The organism is Micromonospora sp. NPDC005206 (assembly GCF_040608175.1).
Classification (GTDB): Bacteria; Actinomycetota; Actinomycetes; order Mycobacteriales; family Micromonosporaceae; genus Micromonospora.
On sequence record NZ_JBEXHU010000001.1, the window covers coordinates 195,861 to 218,094 of the forward strand.

Consider the following 22,234-nt stretch of genomic DNA (forward strand, 5'->3'; position numbering starts at 1 on the left):
AAAGGTCGTCGTGCACGCCTTCGACGTGCTGGGCGATCCGGTCCGGCGCCGCATCCTGGAGCTGCTCGCCGGTGGCGAGCAGACCGCCGGCGCGGTCAGCGCGGTGATCCGCGAGGAGTTCGGCATCTCCCAGCCCGCCGTGTCCCAGCACCTCAAGGTGCTGCGGGACAACGGCTTCGCCACCGTGCGGCCGGAGGGCGCCCGGCGGCTCTACGCGGTCGACCCGCGCCCACTGCGCGAGGTGGACGGCTGGCTGGAGCACTTCCGCCGGTTCTGGACGCCGCCCCTGGCGGCACTCGCCACCGAGCTGGCCCGGGGCCGACGCGAACGCCGGCTGCGCGGGCCCGCCGACCCACCCGAGGAGAGGAACCCACAATGATCAACGCGATCGAGCAGATCAACGCGGTCCAGCGCCATGTCGGCAGCCGCACCCTGGAGGCCGGCGAGGCCCGGGTGACCACGATCAGCCAGACGTACCACACGACGGTCGAGGATCTCTGGGACGCCTGCACCAGCGCCGAGCGCATCCCGCGCTGGTTCCTGCCGATCAGCGGCGACCTGCGGCTGCACGGGCGGTACCAGCTCCAGGACAACGCCAGCGGCACCGTCGAGAGCTGCGACCCGCCGCACCGCTTCACCGCCACCTGGGAGTTCGGCGGCGAGGTGAGCTGGATCGAGGTGCGGCTCACCCCGGTCGACGACGAGCGGACCCGATTCGAGCTGGACCACATCGCGCACGTCGACCAGGACCGGTGGGCCCAGTTCGGGCCGGGCGCCGTCGGCGTCGGCTGGGACCTGGGCCTGCTCGGTCTCGCCTCGTACCTGTCCGCCGACGGCAGCGGGGTTTCGCCGGAGCAGGCAGCCGAGTGGAGCGTCTCCGACGAGGGCCGGCGGTTCACGGAGCTGAGCAGCGAACTGTGGGGTCAGGCGAGCATCGCCGGCGGCACCGACGCCGACGAGGCCAAGGCCGCCGCCGAACGCACCACCGCCTTCTACACCGGCACCCCCGCCGCCTGAGCAGCGCATCCGCACCGCCGCCGCCGGCCCGAGGACCGCGACGGCGGTGCGGGTAACGTGCTGCGGCATGACCGGTACGCCGTACTCGCACTGCTCCTACTGCGGCACCGCCTACCCGGCGGCGGGCTGGCCGCGGGTCTGTGCGGCCTGCGCCGAGACCGTCTGGCGCAACCCGCTGCCCGTCGCGGTGGCCGTGCTGCCGGTCCGCACCGCCGAGGGCCTGGGTGTGGTGGTGGTCCGCCGGGACATCGAGCTGGCCCGCGGGCTGCTCGCGCTGCCCGGCGGTTTCATCGAGTACGGCGAGGAGTGGTCCGACGCGCTGGTCCGCGAACTGCGGGAGGAGACCGGGCTGGTGGCGGGCGCCGAGGACGCCCGGCTGTTCGCGGTGCACGGCGCCCCGGCGGGCGGCACGATGATGATCTTCGGGGTGCTGCCCGAGCGGCGGGCCGAGGAGCTGCCGCCGTCGGCGCCGACCGAGGAGGCGACTGAGTGGTTGGTGCTCACCGAGCCGGTGGAGCTGGCGTTCTCGACCCACACCCGGGTGCTCGCCGACTTCCTCACCCGCGACCGCCGCGCCTGACCTCCCCTCCCCCGGCCGCCCCGGCCCGGCCCGACCTTGGGCCAGGTGGGTCGGCCTCAGCCGCGCGAGCTGCCCGGTGCTCAGCGGGGTAGCGCGTCGTCGGTGCCGGCGAGGTAGCCGCTGGCCTGGAGGTCGAACAGCTCGCGGTAGAGGCCGCCGGCCGCCATCAGCTCGTCGTGACTGCCCTGCTGGACGAGTCGACCCCGGTCCATGACGAAGATCCGGTCGGCGTGCCGGACGTTGGCGAGCCGGTGGGTGATCAGGACGACGGCGCGGTCCGGTCGGCGACGCAGATGTTGGAACAGAGCGTGTTCGGCGCGGGCGTCCAGGGCTGCCGACGGCTCGTCACAGATCAGCAGGGCGGCGTCCCGGTAGAGGCCCCGAGCGGCGACCAGCCGCTGCCACTGCCCGCCGGACAGCTCGTGGCCATCCTTGAACTCCCGGTCGAGCAGGGTGTCGTAGCCGTGCGGCAAACCGACGATCATGTCGTGGGCGGCGGCCGCGGCGGCGGCATCCTGCACGCTGGGGCCCGGTCGATCCGGCGGCCGGTCGTGCCGCCCGACCCGGATGTTCTGCCCGGCGGTGAACGGAAACCTCCACCAATCCTGGGTCATCACGGCCACCTGCGCGCCGACGGTACGCGGGTCCAGTTCGGCGGCGTCGACGCCGTCCCAGCGGATCACCCCGCCGGTCGGCTGGTAGAGCCCCGCGATCAGCTTGGCCAGGGTGGTCTTGCCGGAGCCGTTCTCGCCGACCAGCGCGATCACCTCGCCCCGCCGGACGGTCAGGCTGACCCGGTCCACCGCTGGCGCGTCAGTGTCCGGATAGCGCAGGCTCACCTCGTCCAGCTCGACCGCGTCGACGCCGTCGGCCGCCCGCTCACCGCCGATCGGCACCCGGCTGCCGGCACGGTCCAGGAAGTCCCGGTAGTCCTGGTAGTAGAGGGCGTCCTCGTAGAGCGAGTTGGTGGCGACGACGGCCACCCCCAGGCTGGTCCGCGCCGACTGCAGGGCGAGCATGGCGGTCGCCGCGGCGGCGAGGGCGACCATTCCGCCCAGCAGCAGACCGCCGAGGACCGCGTACACCCCGAAGGTGGCCAGCCCCGCGACGGACGCGCCCACCACCCGGGTGCCCGTCTGCGAGCGGACCAGTCGCAACTGGGCCCGGGTCTCGACGGCCATCACAGCGCGGTACTCGGCCAGCAGGAAGTCGCGCATCTGATAGGCGCGCACCTCGGCGGCGGTGCGCCGGTTGGCCATCAGATGGGCCAGCATCCACATCCGACGTCGCCGGGTGATCCGCGCCAGCATGGCCAGGTACTCCCGGCGGGCCATCCGCACCGCCGTGATCGCCTGGGGTATCGCCGCGAGCAGCAGGCAGGGCAGTAGCAGCGGCTGGATGACGGTCACCGCGACCGCGGTGGCGAGGATTCCGACCACACCGGTTACCAGGTTGACGGTGTGATCGACGATGTACGCCGCTTCGCCCATCCCCCGGTCCCGCACGCGGTCCATCTCCTCGGCGAACCCCGCGTCGTCGAACGCGGCCAGGTCCACCGCCGTGGTCGCCTCGAACAGCCGCAGCTCCACCTGGTAGTTGATCTGCGGGGTCAACCGGGCCTGAGCCCAACCGGCGGCGATCGTCAGACCACCGCGGGCCGACACCGCCGTGGCGGCCACGATCAGCGCCGGCAGGGCCGAGCGGACCCGGTCCGGGGTGGGACCTGCGGCGAACAGCTCGCGCAGCACGCTGGTCGTGGCGAGCAGGCCGAACGTGGTCATCACCCCGGCCGCGACGTTGAGCCCGATGGAGGCGACGGTGTCCCGGCGGTTGGTGGCCCAGGCCAGCCCGACCGCCTCCCGGACCAGCCGGGGCAGCCGCCGGGCCACCGCCCAGAAGCTGGTGTGGGCGACCTCCCTCGCGTGGTGCATCCAGACGGCGTCCTCCAGCTCCGGCAGCACCGGCGGGTCGCCTGGCCGATCGTCGTCCAATGAGGCGGTACGCTGGCGGGCCATCGACTCCACGTACCCTCCTCGGGGCGGGATCACCAATGCCGCCCGACCCTACTGTGTGCAACTGCCCGATGTCTCCAGGTGACCGGCGCGTCGCACGAGTGTGCCAATGGCGTGTCGTCACCCCATCCGGATGATCCCGAGCCGGCCAGGTCAGCCGGCCGGCGTCTCCGAGCGGAAGCTGTGACCCATCTCGGCGCCGAGCCCGAAGTAGTGGCGGAAGTTGTAGATCAACGGATGCCAGGCCCCCGGGTCGACATGGTCGGTGCCCGGCACGACGATGCGGGCGTCGGCGTGCACCGCCAGTACGTGGGCCTCGACGATGAGGAACGAGTCAGTGGCGTCGGCGTGGATCCGGGAGACCCGGGCCTCCAGGTGCAGCGGGCACTCGGTCACCCGGGGCGGTCGGACGCGGTACGACGGCTGCGGCCGCAGGCCGGCGGCCTCGAACTTCGCCGACTCGTGCCGGAACCGGTCGCGCTTGGAGTCCGGCACCGGGTGCCGTCCGGTCAGCGGCGCGAGCCGCTCGACGGCCTCCCACTGATCAGCAGCGGGAAGATTGATCACCACATCGGGGCGGGCGGCGAGGTTGTACGCGGTCTGCCCCTCGCCGCCGAGGCCGAGCACGACGACGTGGTCGAGGGCCCACGCAGAGGAGATCGGTGCCAGGTTGGCGCTGCCGTCGTCGTTCTCGGTGCTCAGCAGCACCACCGGGGTACCGAAGTACAGGATGCTCGGGTTGATCGTCAGGTGCTCGGCGACGGGTGGTGAGTGGCTGATCGTCATGGTCGCTGACCGTACGGCCGTCATCGTTCGGCCCTCGCCGAAACGACCGGTCCGCAGGTCAGGACGGCGGCGTGCCCTCGTTGACCGGCAGCAGGACCCGGAAAGTGGTCCGCCCCGGTTCGGTCTCCACCCGGATGTCGCCGTGGTGCTTGTGCACCACGATCCGGTACGAGATGTCCAGCCCCAGCCCGGTGCCCGCCCCCACCGGCTTGGTGGTGAAGAACGGCTCGAAGATGCGCGGACGCACCTCGGGCGGGATGCCGGGGCCGGTGTCGGTGATCTCCACCGCCAGCAGGTCGCCGACGCGTCCGGTGTGGACGGTCAGCGTGCCCTTCTCTCCCATCGCGCCCAGCGCGTTGTCGATCAGGTTGGTCCACACCTGGTTCAGCTCCGCGGCGTACGCCGGGACCGGCGGGAGGCCGCGGTCGTACTCGCGGACCAGCTTGACCTGCGCGGGGATCTTCCCCTTGAACATCACCAGCGTCGCGTCGAGCAGGTCGTGCACGTCCACCACCCGGTGCGGCGCGCGATCCAACTGGGAGTACTGCTTGGCGGCACCGACCAGCCCGGAGATGCGGGTCACCGCGTCGCCGATCTCACGCATCAGCAGCTCGGTGTCGACGGTGTAGGTGAGCCACCGCACCGCCGCCTCCAGGTCCGCCGGGCCGACCGCCGCCTTCACCCGCCCCAACCAGGCCGCGTCGAGCCCGCCACCGACCAGGATCGGCGCCAGATCCCAGGCGCCGCTCACCCCGTGCTCCTCCAGCCAGTCGGTGAGCGCGTCCTCGGCGTCGGCGGTCGCCATCGGGGTCAGCTTCGGCGCGGTGGCCACCCGGGCCACCGCCTCCTCCTGCAACGCGACGAGGCCGTGCAGCGCCCGACCGTCCAGCCGGCCGTCGGCGATCATCGCGAGCTTGTGCCGCATCCCGGCGACCCGGTCGCCCAGCACCGACGTGGCCCGCACCGCCGCCGCGGCCGGGTTGTTCAGCTCGTGGGTCAGCCCCGCCGAGAGCGAGCCCAGCGCGAGCAGCCGCTCCCGTTCGCCGACGATGGTCTGGCTGTTCCGCATCCCGAAGAACAGGCCCTCCAGCAGGTGCATCGGCATCGGGAACCAGGACCGCAGGGCGTACGCGAAATCCTCGGCCGGCAGCACGAAGAACTCCGCGTCGGTCACCGCCCGCAGGCTGTTGCGGTAGGTCTGCTCGACCTGGTCGCCCAGGTACGCCTGGGTGGCGCCGCCGTACACCCCGCGCTGCTCGGTGCGGCTGACCTCGATGTCGTCGCCGCGTACCTGCCGGCTCAACGCCACCGCGCCACGCAGCAGGACGAAGAAGCAGGTGGCGTCCTCGCCCTCGGCGTACACCAGGGTGCCGCCCGCGCGCTGCTCCACCCGGCCGTGCTCGGCCAGCCAGTCCAACTGCCCGTCGTCGAGGGCCTCGAACAGGAACAGGGTACGCAGCTGCGCGGGTGTCAGCCGGTCGCTCTCGGTGGTCACTGGGCCTCCTTCGTTCGCGACTGCGGGGCTCGCAAACCCGGCTCACTCCTCGCGCTCACTGGGCCTCCAGGTAACGGTGCACGAGCGACACGGCCATGGCGCCCTCGCCGACGGCCGAGGCGACCCTCTTGACCGATTCGGCTCGCACGTCACCCGCGGCGAACACCCCCGGCAGGCTGGTCTCCAGGTGGTACGGATCGCGCGACAGCGACCAGCCGGCCGGACGCCGCCCACCGGCGAGCAGATCCGGACCGGTCACGATGAAGCCGCGCCCGTCGCGGACCAGCACCCCGTCCAGCCAGTCGGTCCGAGGCTCGGCGCCGATGAAGATGAACAGCCAGGACGTGTCCACCGAGCGGGCCTCGCCGGTACGCGTGTCGCACAGGGTGAGCCGTTGCAGGTGATCCTGCCCGGCGCCACCGACCACCGCGGTGTGCGGGTGCACGGTGATCCGGTCGATGCGCTCCAGCTGGTCGATCAGGTATCGGGACATCGAGGCGGTCAGGTCGGCGCCCCGGATCAGCAGGTGCACGCGGGCCGCGTACCGGGAGAAGTGCACGGCGGCCTGGCCGGCCGAGTTCGCCCCGCCGACGATGTAGACGTCCTGGTCGACGCAGCTCGGCGCCTCGGTGGCCGTGGAGCCGTAGAACACCCCCCGGCCGGTGAAATCGGCCAGCCCCGGGGCGTCGAGCACCCGGTAGGAGACCCCGGTGGCCAGCACCACGGTGTGCGCGGCGATCTCGGTGCCGTCTCCGAAGCGCAGCAGCCGGGCGCCGCCCGCCTCGCTCAGACCGACGACCTCCCGGGCGCTGAGCAGCTCGGCGCCGAACTTCACCGCCTGCCGCCGAGCCCGGTCGGTCAGCTGCGCCCCGGAGACGCCGTCCGGAAAGCCCAGGTAGTTCTCGATTCGGCTGCTCTGGCCGGCCTGCCCGCCGGTCGCCCGCCGCTCGACCAGCACGGTGCGCAACCCCTCCGAGGCGCCGTACACCGCGGAGCCCAGGCCGGCCGGGCCACCGCCGATCACCACCAGGTCGTAGAAGTCGGAGGCGGGCACCACGGTCAACCCGGCCAGCCCGGCCAGCTCGGCCTCGCTCGGAGCGATCAGTGCCTTGCCCTCGGCGGTCACCACCAGCGGCACGTCCGCCGCGGTGGCCCCGGCGGCGTCGAGCAGTCGGGCGCCCTCCGGGTCGTCGGCCAGCAACCAGCGGTACGGCACCAGGTTGCGCGCCAGGAAGTCGCGGACCTTGAACGACGGCGCCGACCAGCGGTGCCCGACGACCCGGATCTCGGTGGTCGCCGCGTCCGGGGTGACCGCCCACGCCTCCAGCAGGCCGTCCACCACCGGGTACAGCTTCTCCTCCGGCGGATGCCAGGGCTTGAGCAGGTAGTGGTCCAGGTCGACCACGTTGATCGCCTCGATCGCGGCGTCGGTGTCCGCGTACGCGGTGAGCAGCACCCGGCGGGCGGCCGGGAAGATGTCCATCGCGGCCTCCAGGAACTCGACTCCGGTCATCTCCGGCATCCGGTGATCGGCCAGCAGCAGCGCCACCTGCTCGCCACGCAGCTTGACCTCCCGCAGCGCGTCCAGCGCCTCCGGGCCCGAGGCGGCCCGCAGCACCCGGTAGCGGTCGCCGTACCGGCGACGGATGTCCCGGGCCACCGCCCGGGACACCACCGGGTCGTCGTCGACGGTCAGGATCACCGGGTTCGCCATGGCGCCCATAAAACCACCTACCAGGGGTACGCCGCACCGGGCCGGGTCGGTACGGGACGCGGTTCACGGTTGGTCGGGCGCGAGGCGGGTAAGCCGGGTCGCCGCGCGGGTGGCCGCACACCGACGACCCGCCCGACTGCCGCGCACACCTCGGGGGGCCCATGGCGGACGCGTCGACGACCGGAACGACGTCGGACCGGGTCGTGGAGCTGCGGGTGCACGGCGTCTCGGGGGCGGGGGCCGACCAGGTGCTGGACCGGCCGCACGTCCACCAGGTCGCCGGGGACCGCAGCGGCGGGTTCTACCGCCCACGTGAGGGCTATCCCGACACCAAGGGCACCGACGGGATCATGCTGGAGGCGTACCGCTGGAGCGACCTGCCGTCCGGCACGGCCGTGCGGACGCTGTCGCTGGTGTTCCTGCTGCCGTTCATGCTCTGCAACGTGGCGCTCTGGATGCGCCCGGCGGGTTACGCCTCGAAGCACGGCATCGTCGCGCTGTGCCGGGTGCTCGCGCTCACCCTCACCATGCTCTACGTGCTCTCCATCGTCGGGGTGGCGCTGGACCTGATCGCCTGGCGTTGCATGGGCACCCCGTCCTGCATGGCCGGGCGGACCTGGCTGTCCTGGCTCGGCGGGCGCTCGGCCGGGTTGCGCCTCGGCGTGTTGGCGCTGGTGCCGGTCGCCGCCATCGGAGTCGTCTGGTGGCTGGGCGCCCGCCCCAGCCACTCGTTCGACGCGTTCCGGACCCGGGAGCCCTCCTCCGCCGCCGCCGCGCACCGGTTGAGCGCGGTCGGCCAGTGGGACGGCACGCCGCTGGTGGGCAGGCTGCGCTCGGTGCACGTCGCCGCCGCGTTCGCCACCCTGGACGGCAGCCTGCTGGCCGCCCGGATCAGCGAGGGTGCGTCCTGGGTGATGGGGGTGCTGGTCGTGGCCACCGGGGCGGTGCTGCTCGCCTGCCTCGTCCTGCTCACCGTGGTGCAGAGCATCGACCGGCCCGGCCCGTCGGCCCGGCTCGACGGGCTCACCCGCGGCCTACGCACGATCGCCTGCGGCCTGACCATCCTGGTGATCGTGTACACGATCATCAGCCCGAAGCCGTGGCCGCACGGCCGCGAGCTGCCCGGGTACGGCGCGCTCGTCGCCTGGCTGTTCGCCAGCCAGACCGCGCTGCTGCTCGTACTCGCCGCGTTGGTGATCTGGCGACGGGGCGGGCCGCCGGGGGCATCACCGCTGCGCGCGCTGGGCGCGCCGGCCTTCGTCACGGTGGGCGCCGGCCTCGCCGTGGCGTTCTCCGCCGAGCTGGTCTACCGGGTGTCGGACCTGCTGGACCGCGACGGCGAGACCGCGGACCGACTGGCCACCAGCCCGCCACTGGCGTACAAGTGGGCGATCTTCGGGTTCTTCATCGCGGTGCTGACCGCACTGCTGTTCGGCGGCGTGGTCACGGTGCTGAGCTGGCGCGAGCGGAGGCGGGCCGCGGCCGCGATCGTGGCCGCCGACTTCCCGCACGCGCCGCCGGACGCGGCGCAGCGGCTGCGTCAGGTCGAGCAGGCGGTGGCCCGGGCCCGGTTCACCGAGCGGCTGCCCCCGCTCACCGTGGTCTACGCCGGGCTGGCCGCGGTCGGCCTGGCCGCCAGCGTGCTCGGCCTGCTCCAGCTCTATCCCGGTGACGTGATCCAGCGCTACGTCCGGCTGCCCGCCGACATGGTCAACTTTCTGATCGGGATGGGCAGCTACGCGATCGCCGCGATCGTGCTCGGGCTGGTGGTCGGCGGCATCTTCGCGTACCGGACGGCGCAGTTCCGCCGGTACGTGGGCGTGCTCTGGGACCTGGGGACGTTCTGGCCCCGGGCGGCGCACCCCTTCGCCCCGCCCTGCTACGCCGAGCGGGCCGTACCGGAGCTGACCCGGCGGATCACCTATCTGGTCGACCAGGGCGAGGCGGTGCTGCTGGCCGGGCACAGTCACGGCTCGGTGCTGCTCGCCGCCACGGTGCTGCAACTGCCGCCCCGGACCACCGACCGGGTCGCCCTGCTGACCTACGGGACGCCGCTGCAGCGGTTGTACTCGCAGCTGTTTCCCGCCTACGTCGACGACGAGGTGCTGCGCGAGATCGGCGAGCGGGTCGGCTGGCGCTGGGTGAACCTGTGGCGGGAAACCGACCCCATCGGAGGTTGGATCTTCGCTCCGCACCGTCCCGGGGACCCCGGGACGGTCACCGGGCCGGAGGCCTCCGTGGACCGCCGGTTGGTCGACCCGCACGACGTGGTGCCACCGCCGTACGACAGCGTGCCGCCGCCGATCCTGGGGCACTGGCCGTGCGAGTCGGATGAGGCGTTCGCGGCGGCGGAGCGGGACCTGACCGAGCGGCTGCGCGCGGACCTGCGGCGGACGGGTTGAGCGGCGGGCCGGATATCGTCGCGGGGTGAGCCCGTCCAAGCAGCCCGAACGCCGGCTGATCGCCTCGAACAAGAAGGCCCGGCACGACTACACCGTGCTCCGGACGTACGAGGCGGGCATCGTGCTGGTGGGCACCGAGGTGAAGTCGCTGCGCGAGGGGCGGGCGTCGCTGGTGGACGCGTTCGCCCACGAGCGGGACGGCGAGATCATGCTGTACGGCCTGCACATCGCCGAGTACGCCTACGGCACGTGGACCAACCACGCCCCCCGGCGCAACCGCAAGCTGCTGCTGCGCCGGGCCGAGATCGACCGGATCCTGGAGAAGGTCCGCGAGGGTGGCGTGACCCTGGTCCCGCTGTCGATGTACTTCGACAACGGCTGGGCCAAGGTCGAGCTGGCCCTGGCCAAGGGCAAGCGCACCTACGACAAGCGGCAGACGCTGGCCGAGCGGGACGCCAACCGGGAGATCGCCCGCGAGCTGGGCCGGCATCTCAAGGGCCACCCGCGCCGGGGCTGACCCCACCCGGGCTGCCGGAGCGAGGGCGCCCGCGTCACGCCACGTCGTGTCATCCTGGCCGGATGCGAGTCGCCTCGATCCACACCTATCCGGTGAAGGGGTGCCGCCGAATGGACCGCGACACGGCGCGGGTCGAGCCGTGGGGCCTGGACGGCGACCGGCGCTGGCTGATCGTGGACGGACACGGGCTCGGCCTGACCCAGCGCCAGCACCGGGAACTGGTGACGGTGCGGGCGGTGTCCCGGCCGGGCGGGCTGACCCTGGACGCGCCGGGCCTGGCTCCGCTCGATCTGGCCGAACCGACCGGCGGCGAGGCGATCCAGGTCCGGGTGTTCCGGGGGCGGCCGCCCGCACCGGTACGCGCCGCCGGCCGCGAGGCGGACGACTGGCTCAACCGGCTGTTGGGGCGCACCGCTCGGCTGGTCTGGCTCGGTGACCCCGCCGGCAACCGCGTTCCCTGGCCGGATCCGGCCGGCTCCGGCGCCGAGGTGAGCTTCGCCGACGGCACTCCGCTGCTGCTGGCCAACACCGCGTCGCTGGACGCGTTCAACGACTGGCTGCTGGAGTCGGGCAGCTCCGAGGGGCCGCTGCCGATGATCCAGTTCCGCCCCAACCTGGTGGTCAGCGGTGCCGCGCCGTGGGCCGAGGGTGAGTGGGTCGGCCGGCGGATCAGGATCGGCGGGGCGGTGCTCCACGGCGTCGACGAGTGTGGCCGCTGTCTGGTCGCGACGATCGACCAGGAGACCGGGGAGCGGGGGCGGGAGCCGCTGTGGATGCTCGCCGCACGGCGGAACATCGGCCGGAAGCTCCGCTTCGGTCTCCAGATGACGGTGCGGGCCGAACCGGGCGGGCCTTCCCGCGACGGTCGTACGGTCAGCGTCGGTGACACCGTGGAGGTGCTGGACTGATCGGGGCGGCCCGCCTCGGACGTTGTTGCGCTGCCACCGGAGGTGGGGCAACATCAGGCGCCGTGACCGCACCAGGCAGGGACCTCGAGAACGACACCCAGGCCGGCGACAGCGGCACGCACCGGTGGAATCGGCGGGTCAGACACTGGATGGCCGGCGCCGGGGTCACCGCCCTGGCCGCCGTGGTCGGCATCACCCTCGCCGTACGCTCCGGCTCCGCCCCGGCCTGTGCCGCGCCACCGACGGGCGCCACCGTCCACAAGGGAAAGGCCTCCTTCTACGACGCGGGCGGCTCGGGCGGCAACTGCTCCTTTCCGAGCCCTCCGGCGGACCGGCTCTACGTGGCACTCGGCCCGTCGGAGTACGCGGGGGCGGCGGCCTGCGGCGGTTACCTGGACGTGAGCGGCCCGAAGGGCACGGTCCGGGTCGTGGTCATGGATCAGTGCGCCGGGTGCACGCCCGGCCGCATCGACCTCTCCGAGGAGGCGTTCGCCCGGATCGCCGACCGGGCGCAGGGCGTCGTGCCGGTGACGTACCGGGCGGTGGTGAGCCCGCCGCTCGACGGGGGCCTCACCTTCCGGATGAAGAACGGCGCCTCGCAGTGGTGGTTCGCGGTGCAGGTGGGCAACCACGGCAACCCGCTCCGCTCGGTCGAGGCGAAGGGGCCGGGCGGCGGCTTCCGCGCGGCGGTCCGCCAGAACGACAACTACTGGACCGTCGAGCGCGGGATCGGCCCCGGGCCCTACAGCATCAGGGTCACCGACGTGTACGGGCGCCAGGCAACCGCCACCACCATCCGGATGGTCGCGAAGCGGGTCCAACGCAGCGCGGCCTCCCTCGCCGACCCCGGCGCCCCGGCCCGTACGCCCAGCGGTTCGCCCTCGGCCGGACCGACCCCGACGGCGAGCCCCGTCCCGACGGAGTCGGTCGCCCCGACGGCGACCCTCGAAGCCCTCGCCGGCGCCGCCCCGCTCGGCGTCCCCGGCTGCTGACCCCACCCACGCCGGGCCCGTCCGCCTCCCGGCGAGCGGGGACAGGGAGACGTAAAACGCAACCCCTTCCGGTCTTTCCGCTCGCAGATGCGAGGGCTAGGGTGGGCCGGTGACGATGTTTCGCATCGGCGAGGCGGCCGAGCTGCTGGGCGTCAGCGCCGACACGATGCGCCGCTGGGTGGACGCCGGGCGACTGACCGCCGGGCGCGACGCGCACGGCCATCGGGTCATCGACGGCGCGGACCTGGCGGGTCTGGCCCGCGCCCAGGCCGCCGATCCGGCCGTGGGCGCCGAGCTCTCCTCCGCCCGCAACCGGCTGCGCGGCATCGTCATCGACGTACGCAAGGACACCGTGATGGCGCAGGTCGACATCCAGGCGGGCCCGTTCCGGATCGTGTCGCTGATGAGCCGGGAGGCCGTCGACGAGCTTGACCTGCGGGTCGGCTCGGTGGCCGTCGCGGTGATCAAGTCGACCACGGTGGTGGTGGAGCGGGCCGCACCCGCCCCGGCCAGGGGAAGGTCGGGCGGATGAGGGCGCGGGCGGTGCGTACGGCGGTGGCCGTACTGGTGGCGGTGGCCGGGCTGGCGGTGGCCGGTTGCGGCGGAGGCGACGACCCGACGCCGGACGGCACCACCGGGGACGATCGGGTCACCGGCGCGGTGACCGTGTTCGCCGCCGCATCGCTGACCGAGTCGTTCACGCGCATCGGCGAGGACTTCGAGGCCGCGTACCCGGGCAGCACCGTGACGTTCAACTTCGCGGGCAGCTCCGCCCTGGCCAACCAGATCAACCAGGGCGCACCGGCCGACGTGTTCGCCTCGGCCGCTTCGCGGAACATGACCACGGTGACCGAGGCGGGCAACGCCGACGGCACGCCGAGCACCTTCGCCCGCAACCAGCTGGTGATCGCGGTGCCCCGGGGCAACCCGAGGGGGGTGACCGGGCTGGCCGACCTGACCCGGCCGGGCGTGAAGGTGGCGCTCTGCGCCGACCAGGTGCCCTGCGGCGCGGCTGCCCGGTCGGCGCTGGAGGCGGCTGGGGTCGCGTTGACGCCGGTCACCCTGGAGCAGGACGTCAAGGGAGCGCTGGCCAAGGTGAAGCTGGGCGAGGTCGACGCTGCACTGGTCTACCGCACGGACGCCAGCGCGGCGACCGCCGACGTGACCGGCGTCGAGTTCCCCGAGTCGGCGCGGGCGGTCAACGACTACCCGATCGTGGCGCTGAAGGACGCGCCGAACCGGGCGGGCGCGCAGGCCTTCGTCGCGTACGTGCGCTCGGCGCCGGCGCAGGCGGTGCTCGCCGAAGCGGGCTTCCAGGCCCCGTGAGCCGGGTCCTCGACACCGCCGTGCCCCGGCGGCGCGGCCGGGTGCCGGCGGCGCTGCTGATCCCGGCCGGGTTGGGGCTGCTCTTCCTCGTCCTGCCGCTGGCCGGGCTGGTCGTGCGGGCACCGTGGACGACGCTGCCGCAGCGGCTCACCGAGCCGGGGGCGCTGACCGCACTACGGCTGTCGGTGCAGACCGCGACCCTGGCCACCATGCTCTGCCTGCTGCTCGGGGTGCCACTGGCCTGGCTGCTGGCCCGGGTCGAGTTCCCCGGCCGGCGACTGGTCCGCGCCCTGGTCACCGTGCCGCTGGTGCTCCCGCCGGTGGTCGGTGGGGTGGCGCTGCTGTTGGTCTTCGGCCGGCGCGGGCTGCTCGGCGGGTGGCTCGACGCCACGTTCGGCGTCACCCTGCCGTTCACCACCGCGGGTGTCGTGCTGGCCGAGTCGTTCGTCGCCATGCCGTTCCTGGTCATCGCCGTGGAGGGGGCGCTGCGCGCTGCCGACCACCGCTACGAGGAGGCCGCCGCGACGCTGGGCGCCGGCCGGTGGACCACCTTCACCCACGTCACGCTGCCGCTGGTGGCACCGGGGCTGGCCGCCGGCGCGGTGCTCTGCTGGGCCCGGGCGCTCGGCGAGTTCGGCGCCACGATCACCTTCGCCGGCAACTATCCCGGCCGGACGCAGACCATGCCACTCGCCGTCTACCTGGCGTTGGAGACCGACCTGGAGTCCGCGATCGTGCTCAGCCTGGTGCTGCTCACCGTCTCGGTGGTCATCCTGGCCGCGTTACGTGACCGCTGGATGACCAGCCCGTGACCGCGTCACTGCTCGACGCCCGGCTCGTCGTCGACCGGGGCGCCTTCCGGCTGGATGTGCCGCTGCGGGTCGCGCCCGGCGAGGTGGTCGCGCTGCTCGGGCCGAACGGCGCCGGCAAGACCACCGCGCTGCGCGCGCTGGCCGGGCTGCACCCGCTCAGCGCCGGGCACGTCACGCTCGGCGGCGCCGACCTGGACCGGCCGGCGAGCCGGCGCTGGGTGCCCACCGAACGCCGGCCGATCGGCGTAGTCTTCCAGGACTATCTGCTCTTTCCGCACCTCAGCGCATTGGACAACGTGGCCTTCGGGCCGCGTAGGCACGGCGTCGACCGTCGGGCGGCGCGGGCCACCGCCCGGGACTGGCTCGGCCGGGTGGGGCTGGCCGAGCAGGCGCACCGCCGGCCCCGGCAGCTCTCCGGCGGGCAGGCGCAGCGGGTGGCGCTGGCCCGCGCGCTGGCCGTCACGCCATCGCTGTTGCTGCTCGACGAGCCGCTCGCCGCACTGGACGCCCGCACCCGGCTGGACACCCGCGCGGAGCTGCACCGCCACCTGTCCGCGCATCCGGGGGCGACGGTGCTGGTCACCCACGACCCGCTGGACGCGCTGGCGCTGGCCGACCGTCTGGTCATCGTGGAGGGCGGACGGGTGGTGCAGGAGGGCGACGGCCCCAGCGTCACGGCCCGCCCGCGCACCGACTACGTGGCCCGCCTGGTCGGGCTGAACCTCTATCGGGGGCGGGCCGAGGGGCACGGGGTGCGGGTCGCACCGGAGCTGACCCTCACCGTCGCCGACCGCCTCGACGGGGAGGCGTTCGTCGCCTTCCGCCCGGCGGCGGTGGCCCTGCACCCGCGCCGACCGGAGGGCAGCCCCCGCAACACCTGGGCGGGCACCGTGGCCGGGGTCCAGCGGCACGGCGACAACGTGCGGGTGCAGCTGGACGGGCCGATCGGGGTGGCCGCGGACGTCACCCCGGCCGCCGCCGCCCAGCTGCGGCTGATCCCCGGCCAGCAGGTCTGGGTGGCGGTCAAGGCGACCGAGACGCACGCCTACCCGGCCACCGGCTGACACCTGGTCGCGGTGCCCCGTCGTCCGCCGGGCGGCCCGGCGGGGACGGCTCAGCCGGCGAGGAGGTCGGCGTGCGCGGCGCGCAGCCGTGCCAGCGCCGGGTCGCTGCCCGGGACGACACGGCGGTCCAGCTCGGCCCACACCTCGGCCAGTGCCGCGCGAACGGCACCGAGCTCGGCCGCGTGCCGGTGACTGCTGCGCCGGTGCTGCTCGTCGAGGCGACGGGCCCAGCCCGCGGTGACCGCGGCGAGCCGGTCGGCGTCGGCGCGGGCCTGTGCGCCGCTGCGGGCGGCAGCGGCCGGGACGATCGCGGCGACCGGGCGGTGATCGCCGTCGCGGGTGACGACGGTGACCGCGTCGGTCAGCTCGGCCAGCGCGACGAGCTGGCTGAACCGGGTGCGCGCCTCGCGCAGCGGCACGGAGCGCGGCGGATCGGGGTGCGGGGTGAGCGCGGGGACGGCCATGGATGCATGGTGCCGTCCGGGTACGACAGAACCCGCCGTCGTCAGTGGACGGTGGACTGCGCAACGGCCGGCCCGACCAGCCACTCGTCGGCCAGCACCGACCAGACTTCGAGGTCGATCCGCCCCTGCGGCCCCGGGTAGACCTGCCGCAGCGTGCCGTCGTGGCGCAGGCCGAGACGGCGGGCGAGCGCGATGCTGCGGGCGTTGTCGGCGTTGGTGCGCCACTCCACCCGCTGGATGCCGCGCTCGCGAACCGCCCAGTCGACGATCCGGCGGACCGCCGGCGCGACGATGCCCCGACCCTGCGCCGACGGCTCCACCCAGCAGCCCACCTCGCAGACGCCCAGCGCCGCGTCGAACGACACGAACATGACCCCGCCGACCAGCGTGCCGCGCCACCACAGGCCCCAGATGCCGCCGGCGTCGCGGGCCCAGCGGTCCGCGTACCGCTGGAGCACCGCCCGGGCCGAGGGCAGGTCGGTGGCGACGAAGGACGGCGACACCCAGGGCTGGATGTGCTCCCGGGCCCGGTCCAGGTTGGCGAGGAACTCCTCGGCCCGCCACGGGTCCAGCGGGCGCAGCTCGACCTCCTCGGTCAGCGGCAGGGCGAACACGGTGCCTCCACGGGGTGCGGTTCGGACGTCGTCGGGATGCAGGTTCGCACAGGCCGGCCGGCCGGACCCAGCGCGGGGCGCGCTCGGGCGCCACTCAAATGATCATGTGGGTCCAGTAGCTGAGCCAGAGCACGAACAGCGCGCCCTGCACCAGGGCGAGGGCCGCGGTCAGCCACACGTCGACGGTGGCGCGGCGTGCCCAGCGGGCCAGCACCAGGGCGACCGGGAAGGCGGCGAGCAGGTAGCGCAGCAGGCTCTTGTAGACCGCCGGGCCCATCGACAGCGGCACCAGGACCATGAGCACGCCGTACACCAGGTACGGCAGCTCCCGTCGGCGGAACCCGGCGATCAGCACGGCCAGCACGGCCACGGCGAACCAGACCCGGGCGGCGTCGCGGGGCTCCCCGGCCAGCCCGTCCAGCAGCACCGGCAGCGGGTTCTGCACCTCGATCCCCCAGCCGACCTGCTGGGCGTGCTGGTAGGCGAACCAGTCCCCGCCCCGCCACCGGCAGAACGCCATGAAGGTGAACCACCCGGTGGGCAGCAGCAGCAACGGCCAGCCGATCCGCAGGTAACCGAGCAGGGCGCGCGGGCCGAGCCGCCAATCGTGCTGGCGGAGCAGCACCAGGGCCAGCGGCAGCGCGACGAGCAGGCCGACCGACCGGCTCATCGCCAGGAAGTAGCCGAGTACGCCGACCAGGAGCCACCGACGGCGCTCGGCGTAGTAGAACGCGGCCAGCGCGAGGCAGACGAAGAGCGACTCGGTCAGCGCGGCCTGGAACAGGAACGCGGTGGGCAGCAGCACCAGGTAGCGGGTGAACCGGCGGGCCCCGTCCGGGTCGCCGAGCAGCAGCTCGGCCAGTCGGTAGCCGTACCAGAGGGCCAGCAGGAACGCGACGTTGCTGATCAGCAGCAGGGCCAGCGCGTTGTCGCCGCCGAGCAGCGCGCCGACCGGCCGGGCCAGGAACGGGTAGAGCAGGGGGAAGCCGAAGTCCCGCCACGGCCCGGTCAGCGGCAGCTCACTGAGCCGTAGGTAGAGCAGCGCGTCCCAGGCGAACCAGAAGGAGATCCACCGGTGCCCGGAGATCTCCCGCTGCTGCGCCCACATCAACGCCTCGTCGGCCGGCGGCGCGCCGGGAACGCCGTCCCAGGCGTGCAGGACCAGGAGCCCGACCAGGGTGAGCAGCAGCTTCGCGCCGAGGAACAGGCCCAGCAGGTACGGCCAGGGGGCCGGCACCCGGCGGGCCAGCCGTGCCCCGGCCCGGGCCGTCGCGGCCAGCCGGGGGGCGAGCGCCCTCGCGCGCCCCCGGCCGCTCCGCCACCGGCGCATCCGCCCCGCTCCCCCGGTCCGCCCCGGCCCACCCTCCGCGCGGGGGCGCCACTCTTCCCGTTGTACGCCGCCGCGCGCGCCGCCGGAGCCGAAACCGTCACATACCGGTGCGGTCGCGCGGGTGAAGTCCGCCGCAGAACGGGTACGCGCCGCGCCTCAACCACAGCGGTGAGCAGGGAGCGCGGCGGCATGAGCGAGCAGCACGGCACGGTGGTCATCGGCGCGGGGCCGGCGGGCCTCACGGCGGCGTACGAGCTGCTCCGGCACGGCCTGCCGGTCCGGGTGTTCGAGGCGGACGAGGTGGTCGGCGGGATCAGCCGGACCGTGGAGCGCGACGGGTGGCGGTTCGACATCGGCGGGCACCGGTTCTTCACCAAGGTGCCCCGGGTGGAGGCGTTCTGGCACGAGATCCTGCCGGACGAGGACTTCCTGACCCGGCCCCGGATGAGCCGGATCTTCTACCGGGGGGCGCTGTTCAACTACCCGCTCAGCGCGGCGAACGCGCTGCGCAACCTGGGGCTGCCGGAGGCGGCCCGCTGCCTGGGCTCGTACGCCCGGGCCCGGCTGCGCCCGCCCCGGGACCAGTCGCACTTCGAGGGCTGGGTGTCGGCCCGGTTCGGCTGGCGGCTGTACTCGATCTTCTTCAAGACGTACACCGAGAAGGTCTGGGGAATGCCGGCCGATCGGCTCCAGGCGGACTGGGCCGCGCAGCGGATCAAGAACCTGTCACTGGCGAAGGCCATCCGCAACGCCGTGCTGCCCCGGCGGTTCCGCACGGACGTGACCAGCCTGATCGAGCAGTTCCAGTACCCGAAGTACGGGCCGGGGATGATGTGGGAGCGGTGCGCCGAGCAGGTCCGCCACCGTGGCGGCGAGGTGTCGACCGGCACCTGGGTCACCGCGGTGCACCGCGACCCGGCGCGACGGCGGGCGGTCAGCGTGACGGTCAACGGGGCGGGCGGGCAGCGCACTGAGGCCGCCGACCACGTGATCTCGTCGATGCCGATCTCCGAGCTGGTGACCGCGTTGCGGCCGGCGCCGCCGACGGAGGTGCTGGCCTGCGCCGCCGACCTGCGCTACCGCGACTTCCTGACGGTCGCGCTGGTGGTGCCGGCCGAGTTCTCGTTCCCGGACAACTGGATCTACGTGCACGACCCGGGAGCGCGGGTGGGCCGGATCCAAAACTTCGGTTCCTGGTCGCCGTACCTGGTCAAGGACGGCCGCACCTGCCTGGGTCTGGAGTACTTCGTCTTCGAGGACGACGAGATGTGGCGTACCCCCGACGCCGAGCTGGTGGCGCTGGCCACCGCCGAGCTGGAGCGGCTGGGGTTGGCCCGGCCGGGCGTGGTGGAGGCCGGCTACGTGGTGCGGATGCCGAAGGCGTACCCGGTGTACGACGAGCGATACGAGCACAACGTGGACGTGATCCGGGCCTGGCTGGCCGAGGAGGTGCCGAACGTGCACCCGGTGGGTCGCAACGGCATGCACCGCTACAACAACCAGGACCACTCGATGCTCACCGCGATGCTGACGGCGGAGAACATCGCCACGGGCAGTACGCACGACGTCTGGTCGGTCAACGTGGAGCAGGACTACCACGAGCAGTCGTCCGGCGGCGACGGACGGCGGGGCACGGGCCGGGACGCGCCGGTGGTGCCGAGCCGGATCGTCACGGCCCCGATCACCGCGCCGGCGGGTACCCGCCACGTCGGCGACGAGGACCGGCCAGCCCAGGTGCCGCTGGCCTGACCGTGGGCTGTCGGCTCACCGCCTGACGCGGACACCGGGGCTCGCCGCGGTTTCGCCGCCGGCCCCCGGCGCCGGCGGCCGGCGTATCGTGCCTGGATCCTGCCGTCGCTGGTAGGCGGCGGCCAGGTGGTCCTGGAGTTCGGCGTGCCGGAACTGGTACACCACACCGGCCTGGCGCAGCACCTGCCGTCGCAGCGCCTCTCGAAACAGTACGGGGAACCGAACCGGCGGACGCCCACGCAGCAGCAACACGATCTGAGCGAACCCGGTCAGGACCGCCGGGCCGAGGCCGCTGAAGATGCCGTACGACATCCCGAGCAGGATGCCGAGCTCCGGTCCGACCGACACCATCCCGGGTCGAGGCGGATCCACGATATTGAACAGCGCGAACAGGACTCCGCCGAGGACGATGCCAGAAGTCACGGTCACCACGGTGCGGCGGCGGTCGGCCCGGTAAATGCCGTCCGGGGTGCTCGCCGGCGAGTCGGCCAACGGCTTCAGCCAGATGCCCAGCAGGCCGAATGTCACGTTGGATCGACCGATCGACGTGCCGACGATTGAGAGGCCCATCAGCGTCAACCCGAGCAGCACCCCGGCGAACGGGCCGAGGACAAGTCCGGTGGCTACGCCGATGGTCAGCGGTGGACCCGATCCGAGCAGCCACAGCGTGCGCAGTTCCGCCCTGGTCGGCCACCGCGGGTCCATGCCGATCGGGTCAGCGGGGGTTGGTGCCGGGCCGGGGGGCTTAGATCCCAGAACACACGCGCCTGCGGTGGCGGCGGCGCCGAAGATCACGCCGAGCACAGCCAGCAGTATGTCGGCCCTGGTGCCGTTGGCCAACGCCACGCATGTCCCAGCCAGCACGGCCGTCGGCAGTCCGATTCCGAAGCCGACAACGATCGACAGAGGCCCGAAGGGAATCCAGGTCGGGATCTCCCACCAGCGCAGGTCGCGGCGTCCCTGGAGGTGGTGGGCGAACCAGGACAGGTAGAACAGGTGACGCCGGTTCCGCCGCCGCTCGCGTCGGCCGCGCGGGCCGGAACCGGCCGGGTAGGCCCGCTTCAGGAACTGGCCGATCACGCGGGCCTTCACCTCCGCCACCGACGACAGCTCGGCCAGCTCAGCTGGGTCGGATGCCCCACCGTCCGGCCCGTCGAACGCGTCCCGGGCCAAACTCAGGATCAGGGGGTTGGCGAAGGCTTCCGCTACCGGCGAGTCGGGGTGGTTGCGCAGATGGTCGGTCAACTGCCGCCAGAGCCGACGTTGCCGGTCGCTGTCGTGGCCACGGCGCAGGTACTCGGCGGCGGTGTCTGGCTCGACCGGGTCGAGCTGGAGGACGACCGGGCGGGGCAGCCGTCCGCCGGCGCGCGCACGGTCGTACCCCTCGATCTGGGAGGTGAGTACGACCCGCAGCCCAGCAGCCTCACGGGCGATCGCGGTGAGCGCGGCCCGCTGCCCCGCCGCCGGCATCTCGTCGAGGCCGTCGAGGAAGAGCGCCACCTGTCCTTTCTCGATCAGGCGGCGTGCGACGTCCGCGCCGTAACGCGGGTGCCGAAGAGCCCGGAAGTTCGTCTCCATCTCCCTGACCACGTGGTCGAGCAGCGACCTCTCGCCCGGGTGCCAACTGCCCAGGGTCACCCATACCGGCACCGGCGTGCCGGCGTGCCCCCCTGTCATGATCGGTTGGACGCACTCCTCGGCCGCCCTGACCAGCAGCATCAGCATCGCCGCGGTCTTCCCGCTACCGGCCGGGCCGAGCAGGAGCAGTTGCTGGCGCTGGATCCGCCGGTAGAGGTCCGCATGCAGGTCGCTGACCACGCCCTGTTCGCCGCGACCGTCCTCGACCTGGTTCCGGCGATCGGCGCTTCGACGGCGGGGAGCCCGGCGAGCTTTCCCACCGGGGCGGTCGAACACTTCGTGAATCGGCAGCGACCGTTGGTGGTCCCAGTGCCAGGTGACCCGCACCGGGTCGGCGGTCGTTTCGATGCCCCAGGCCGCAGACTGCTTCGACCACAGCGACAGGGTGGCCTGGGCCAGTACGTCGGCTGCCGCCGTGAGCTGCTCCGCCGCCGAAAGCTGCGGCTCTTCTGAGCCGCGCCGCCACTCCACCACCGCCGCCGCGAACACGAGTAGGGCACACGGGATCCACATGGCCGTGTACACCCAGGACGGCAGGTGGACCGGGGCGGTGGTCAGGTTGATGACGACGGCGAGCGCGGCCGTCAGCGCGGCCGTGGCCAGAGAGTAACGGAATCGCCGCATGCACATCTCCCGGTCAGCGGAGCCAACAGTATCGACCGGGACGCCCTTCGGGCGGGGGCCCGGATGGGCCCGGTGCCACGGCACCCCGGCGTCCGGTCTCGGAGGCAGGAAACCGCTTACCTCTAGGCTATTGACGGTCATCACTGGCTGTCAGTACCGTGATGCGGGCAGCGAGAAAGCGCTTTCCGAC

The 22,234-nt window shown here is 73.3% G+C and carries 20 protein-coding genes; 12 read left to right on the forward strand and 8 right to left on the reverse strand.

The annotated features are described in order from the left end of the window. The first annotated feature begins 10 nt into the window (after positions 1-10). The 3 genes from ABZU69_RS00920 to ABZU69_RS00930 all read left to right on the forward strand — a co-directional run bounded on the left by ABZU69_RS00920 (position 11) and on the right by ABZU69_RS00930 (position 1,597). Positions 11-379: a metalloregulator ArsR/SmtB family transcription factor gene (locus ABZU69_RS00920; RefSeq protein WP_354962345.1), complete on the forward strand. Its 369-nt coding sequence runs from the start codon at positions 11-13 to the stop codon at positions 377-379. After that, positions 376-1,017: an SRPBCC family protein gene (locus tag ABZU69_RS00925; protein ID WP_354962346.1), complete on the forward strand. Its 642-nt coding sequence runs from the start codon at positions 376-378 to the stop codon at positions 1,015-1,017. The genes ABZU69_RS00920 and ABZU69_RS00925 overlap by 4 nt, the downstream gene beginning before the upstream one ends. A 67-nt stretch (positions 1,018-1,084) precedes the next feature. Further along, positions 1,085-1,597 (forward strand): NUDIX domain-containing protein, encoded by a 513-nt coding sequence (locus ABZU69_RS00930; protein ID WP_354962347.1) that lies wholly within the window; start codon positions 1,085-1,087, stop codon positions 1,595-1,597. Positions 1,598-1,677: 80 nt separating this feature from the next. On the opposite strand, the gene ABZU69_RS00935 is transcribed toward ABZU69_RS00930, so the two are convergent. The 4 genes from ABZU69_RS00935 to ABZU69_RS00950 all read right to left on the reverse strand — a co-directional run bounded on the left by ABZU69_RS00935 (position 1,678) and on the right by ABZU69_RS00950 (position 7,613). Beyond that, a complete protein-coding gene (locus tag ABZU69_RS00935; RefSeq protein ID WP_354962586.1) occupies positions 1,678-3,612 on the reverse strand; it encodes an ABC transporter ATP-binding protein in 1,935 nt (644 codons plus the stop codon). Between the two features lie 150 nt (positions 3,613-3,762). Further along, positions 3,763-4,395, reverse strand: a complete 633-nt coding sequence (locus ABZU69_RS00940) for a flavin reductase family protein (protein WP_354962348.1) — start codon at positions 4,393-4,395, stop codon at positions 3,763-3,765. A 58-nt stretch (positions 4,396-4,453) separates the two neighbouring features. Next, a complete protein-coding gene (locus ABZU69_RS00945; protein ID WP_354962349.1) occupies positions 4,454-5,890 on the reverse strand; it encodes an ATP-binding protein in 1,437 nt (478 codons plus the stop codon). 55 nt (positions 5,891-5,945) lie between these two features. Beyond that, complete coding sequence (locus ABZU69_RS00950; RefSeq protein ID WP_354962350.1) at positions 5,946-7,613, reverse strand: FAD-dependent oxidoreductase; 1,668 nt, start codon at positions 7,611-7,613, stop codon at positions 5,946-5,948. Between the two features lie 152 nt (positions 7,614-7,765). Here ABZU69_RS00950 and ABZU69_RS00955 point away from each other — a divergent pair, with 152 nt between their 5' ends. The 8 genes from ABZU69_RS00955 to ABZU69_RS00990 all read left to right on the forward strand — a co-directional run bounded on the left by ABZU69_RS00955 (position 7,766) and on the right by ABZU69_RS00990 (position 15,625). After that, the gene (locus tag ABZU69_RS00955) at positions 7,766-10,006 is read left to right on the forward strand and encodes a hypothetical protein (RefSeq protein ID WP_354962351.1); all 2,241 of its coding nucleotides are present in this window, start codon (positions 7,766-7,768) and stop codon (positions 10,004-10,006) included. Positions 10,007-10,031: 25 nt separating this feature from the next. Further along, on the forward strand, positions 10,032-10,523 hold the full coding sequence (gene smpB, locus ABZU69_RS00960) for an SsrA-binding protein SmpB (protein ID WP_354962352.1): 492 nt from the start codon (positions 10,032-10,034) through the stop codon (positions 10,521-10,523). A gap of 62 nt (positions 10,524-10,585) precedes the next feature. Beyond that, the gene (locus ABZU69_RS00965; protein WP_354962353.1) at positions 10,586-11,431 is read left to right on the forward strand and encodes an MOSC N-terminal beta barrel domain-containing protein; all 846 of its coding nucleotides are present in this window, start codon (positions 10,586-10,588) and stop codon (positions 11,429-11,431) included. A gap of 62 nt (positions 11,432-11,493) precedes the next feature. Beyond that, positions 11,494-12,423, forward strand: a complete 930-nt coding sequence (locus ABZU69_RS00970; protein ID WP_354962354.1) for an expansin EXLX1 family cellulose-binding protein — start codon at positions 11,494-11,496, stop codon at positions 12,421-12,423. Between the two features lie 109 nt (positions 12,424-12,532). Further along, positions 12,533-12,955 (forward strand): TOBE domain-containing protein, encoded by a 423-nt coding sequence (locus ABZU69_RS00975; protein WP_354962355.1) that lies wholly within the window; start codon positions 12,533-12,535, stop codon positions 12,953-12,955. Continuing rightward, complete coding sequence (gene modA, locus ABZU69_RS00980) at positions 12,952-13,749, forward strand: molybdate ABC transporter substrate-binding protein (RefSeq protein ID WP_354962356.1); 798 nt, start codon at positions 12,952-12,954, stop codon at positions 13,747-13,749. The genes ABZU69_RS00975 and modA overlap by 4 nt, the downstream gene beginning before the upstream one ends. Next, on the forward strand, positions 13,746-14,561 hold the full coding sequence (locus tag ABZU69_RS00985; RefSeq protein WP_172899115.1) for an ABC transporter permease: 816 nt from the start codon (positions 13,746-13,748) through the stop codon (positions 14,559-14,561). The genes modA and ABZU69_RS00985 overlap by 4 nt, the downstream gene beginning before the upstream one ends. Beyond that, on the forward strand, positions 14,558-15,625 hold the full coding sequence (locus ABZU69_RS00990; protein WP_354962357.1) for an ABC transporter ATP-binding protein: 1,068 nt from the start codon (positions 14,558-14,560) through the stop codon (positions 15,623-15,625). Before ABZU69_RS00985 ends, ABZU69_RS00990 begins: the two co-directional genes overlap by 4 nt. 50 nt (positions 15,626-15,675) lie before the next feature. Here the strand turns inward: ABZU69_RS00990 and ABZU69_RS00995 are convergent, their stop codons facing one another. The 3 genes from ABZU69_RS00995 to ABZU69_RS01005 all read right to left on the reverse strand — a co-directional run bounded on the left by ABZU69_RS00995 (position 15,676) and on the right by ABZU69_RS01005 (position 18,033). Then, positions 15,676-16,089 (reverse strand): type II toxin-antitoxin system Phd/YefM family antitoxin, encoded by a 414-nt coding sequence (locus ABZU69_RS00995; RefSeq protein ID WP_354962358.1) that lies wholly within the window; start codon positions 16,087-16,089, stop codon positions 15,676-15,678. Between the two features lie 41 nt (positions 16,090-16,130). Continuing rightward, positions 16,131-16,703, reverse strand: a complete 573-nt coding sequence (locus ABZU69_RS01000) for a GNAT family protein (protein WP_354962359.1) — start codon at positions 16,701-16,703, stop codon at positions 16,131-16,133. Between the two features lie 94 nt (positions 16,704-16,797). Beyond that, entirely contained in the window at positions 16,798-18,033 is a 1,236-nt protein-coding gene (locus ABZU69_RS01005; RefSeq protein WP_354962360.1) for a hypothetical protein, read from the reverse strand. A 189-nt stretch (positions 18,034-18,222) separates the two neighbouring features. On the opposite strand from ABZU69_RS01005, the gene ABZU69_RS01010 reads away from it, so the two are divergent. After that, positions 18,223-19,782, forward strand: coding sequence for an NAD(P)/FAD-dependent oxidoreductase (locus tag ABZU69_RS01010; RefSeq protein ID WP_354962361.1), 1,560 nt, complete (start codon positions 18,223-18,225; stop codon positions 19,780-19,782). A gap of 15 nt (positions 19,783-19,797) precedes the next feature. Here the strand turns inward: ABZU69_RS01010 and ABZU69_RS01015 are convergent, their stop codons facing one another. Further along, a complete protein-coding gene (locus tag ABZU69_RS01015) occupies positions 19,798-22,044 on the reverse strand; it encodes a hypothetical protein (protein ID WP_354962362.1) in 2,247 nt (748 codons plus the stop codon). Positions 22,045-22,234: the final 190 nt, after the last annotated feature.

What these genes read in the sequence shown, in the direction of transcription:
- ABZU69_RS00965 (WP_354962353.1), top strand. Translation starts at nt 10,586, where the DNA reads ATGCGAGTCGCCTCGATCCACACCTATCCGGTGAAGGGGTGCCGCCGA.
- ABZU69_RS00995 (WP_354962358.1), bottom strand. Translation starts at nt 16,089, where the DNA reads ATGGCCGTCCCCGCGCTCACCCCGCACCCCGATCCGCCGCGCTCCGTG.
- ABZU69_RS01010 (WP_354962361.1), top strand. Translation starts at nt 18,223, where the DNA reads ATGAGCGAGCAGCACGGCACGGTGGTCATCGGCGCGGGGCCGGCGGGC.
- ABZU69_RS00925 (WP_354962346.1), top strand. Translation starts at nt 376, where the DNA reads ATGATCAACGCGATCGAGCAGATCAACGCGGTCCAGCGCCATGTCGGC.
- ABZU69_RS01015 (WP_354962362.1), bottom strand. Translation starts at nt 22,044, where the DNA reads ATGCGGCGATTCCGTTACTCTCTGGCCACGGCCGCGCTGACGGCCGCG.
- ABZU69_RS00955 (WP_354962351.1), top strand. Translation starts at nt 7,766, where the DNA reads ATGGCGGACGCGTCGACGACCGGAACGACGTCGGACCGGGTCGTGGAG.
- modA (WP_354962356.1), top strand. Translation starts at nt 12,952, where the DNA reads ATGAGGGCGCGGGCGGTGCGTACGGCGGTGGCCGTACTGGTGGCGGTG.
- ABZU69_RS01005 (WP_354962360.1), bottom strand. Translation starts at nt 18,033, where the DNA reads ATGCGCCGGTGGCGGAGCGGCCGGGGGCGCGCGAGGGCGCTCGCCCCC.
- ABZU69_RS00940 (WP_354962348.1), bottom strand. Translation starts at nt 4,395, where the DNA reads ATGACGATCAGCCACTCACCACCCGTCGCCGAGCACCTGACGATCAAC.
- ABZU69_RS00930 (WP_354962347.1), top strand. Translation starts at nt 1,085, where the DNA reads ATGACCGGTACGCCGTACTCGCACTGCTCCTACTGCGGCACCGCCTAC.
- ABZU69_RS00950 (WP_354962350.1), bottom strand. Translation starts at nt 7,613, where the DNA reads ATGGGCGCCATGGCGAACCCGGTGATCCTGACCGTCGACGACGACCCG.
- ABZU69_RS00935 (WP_354962586.1), bottom strand. Translation starts at nt 3,612, where the DNA reads ATGGCCCGCCAGCGTACCGCCTCATTGGACGACGATCGGCCAGGCGAC.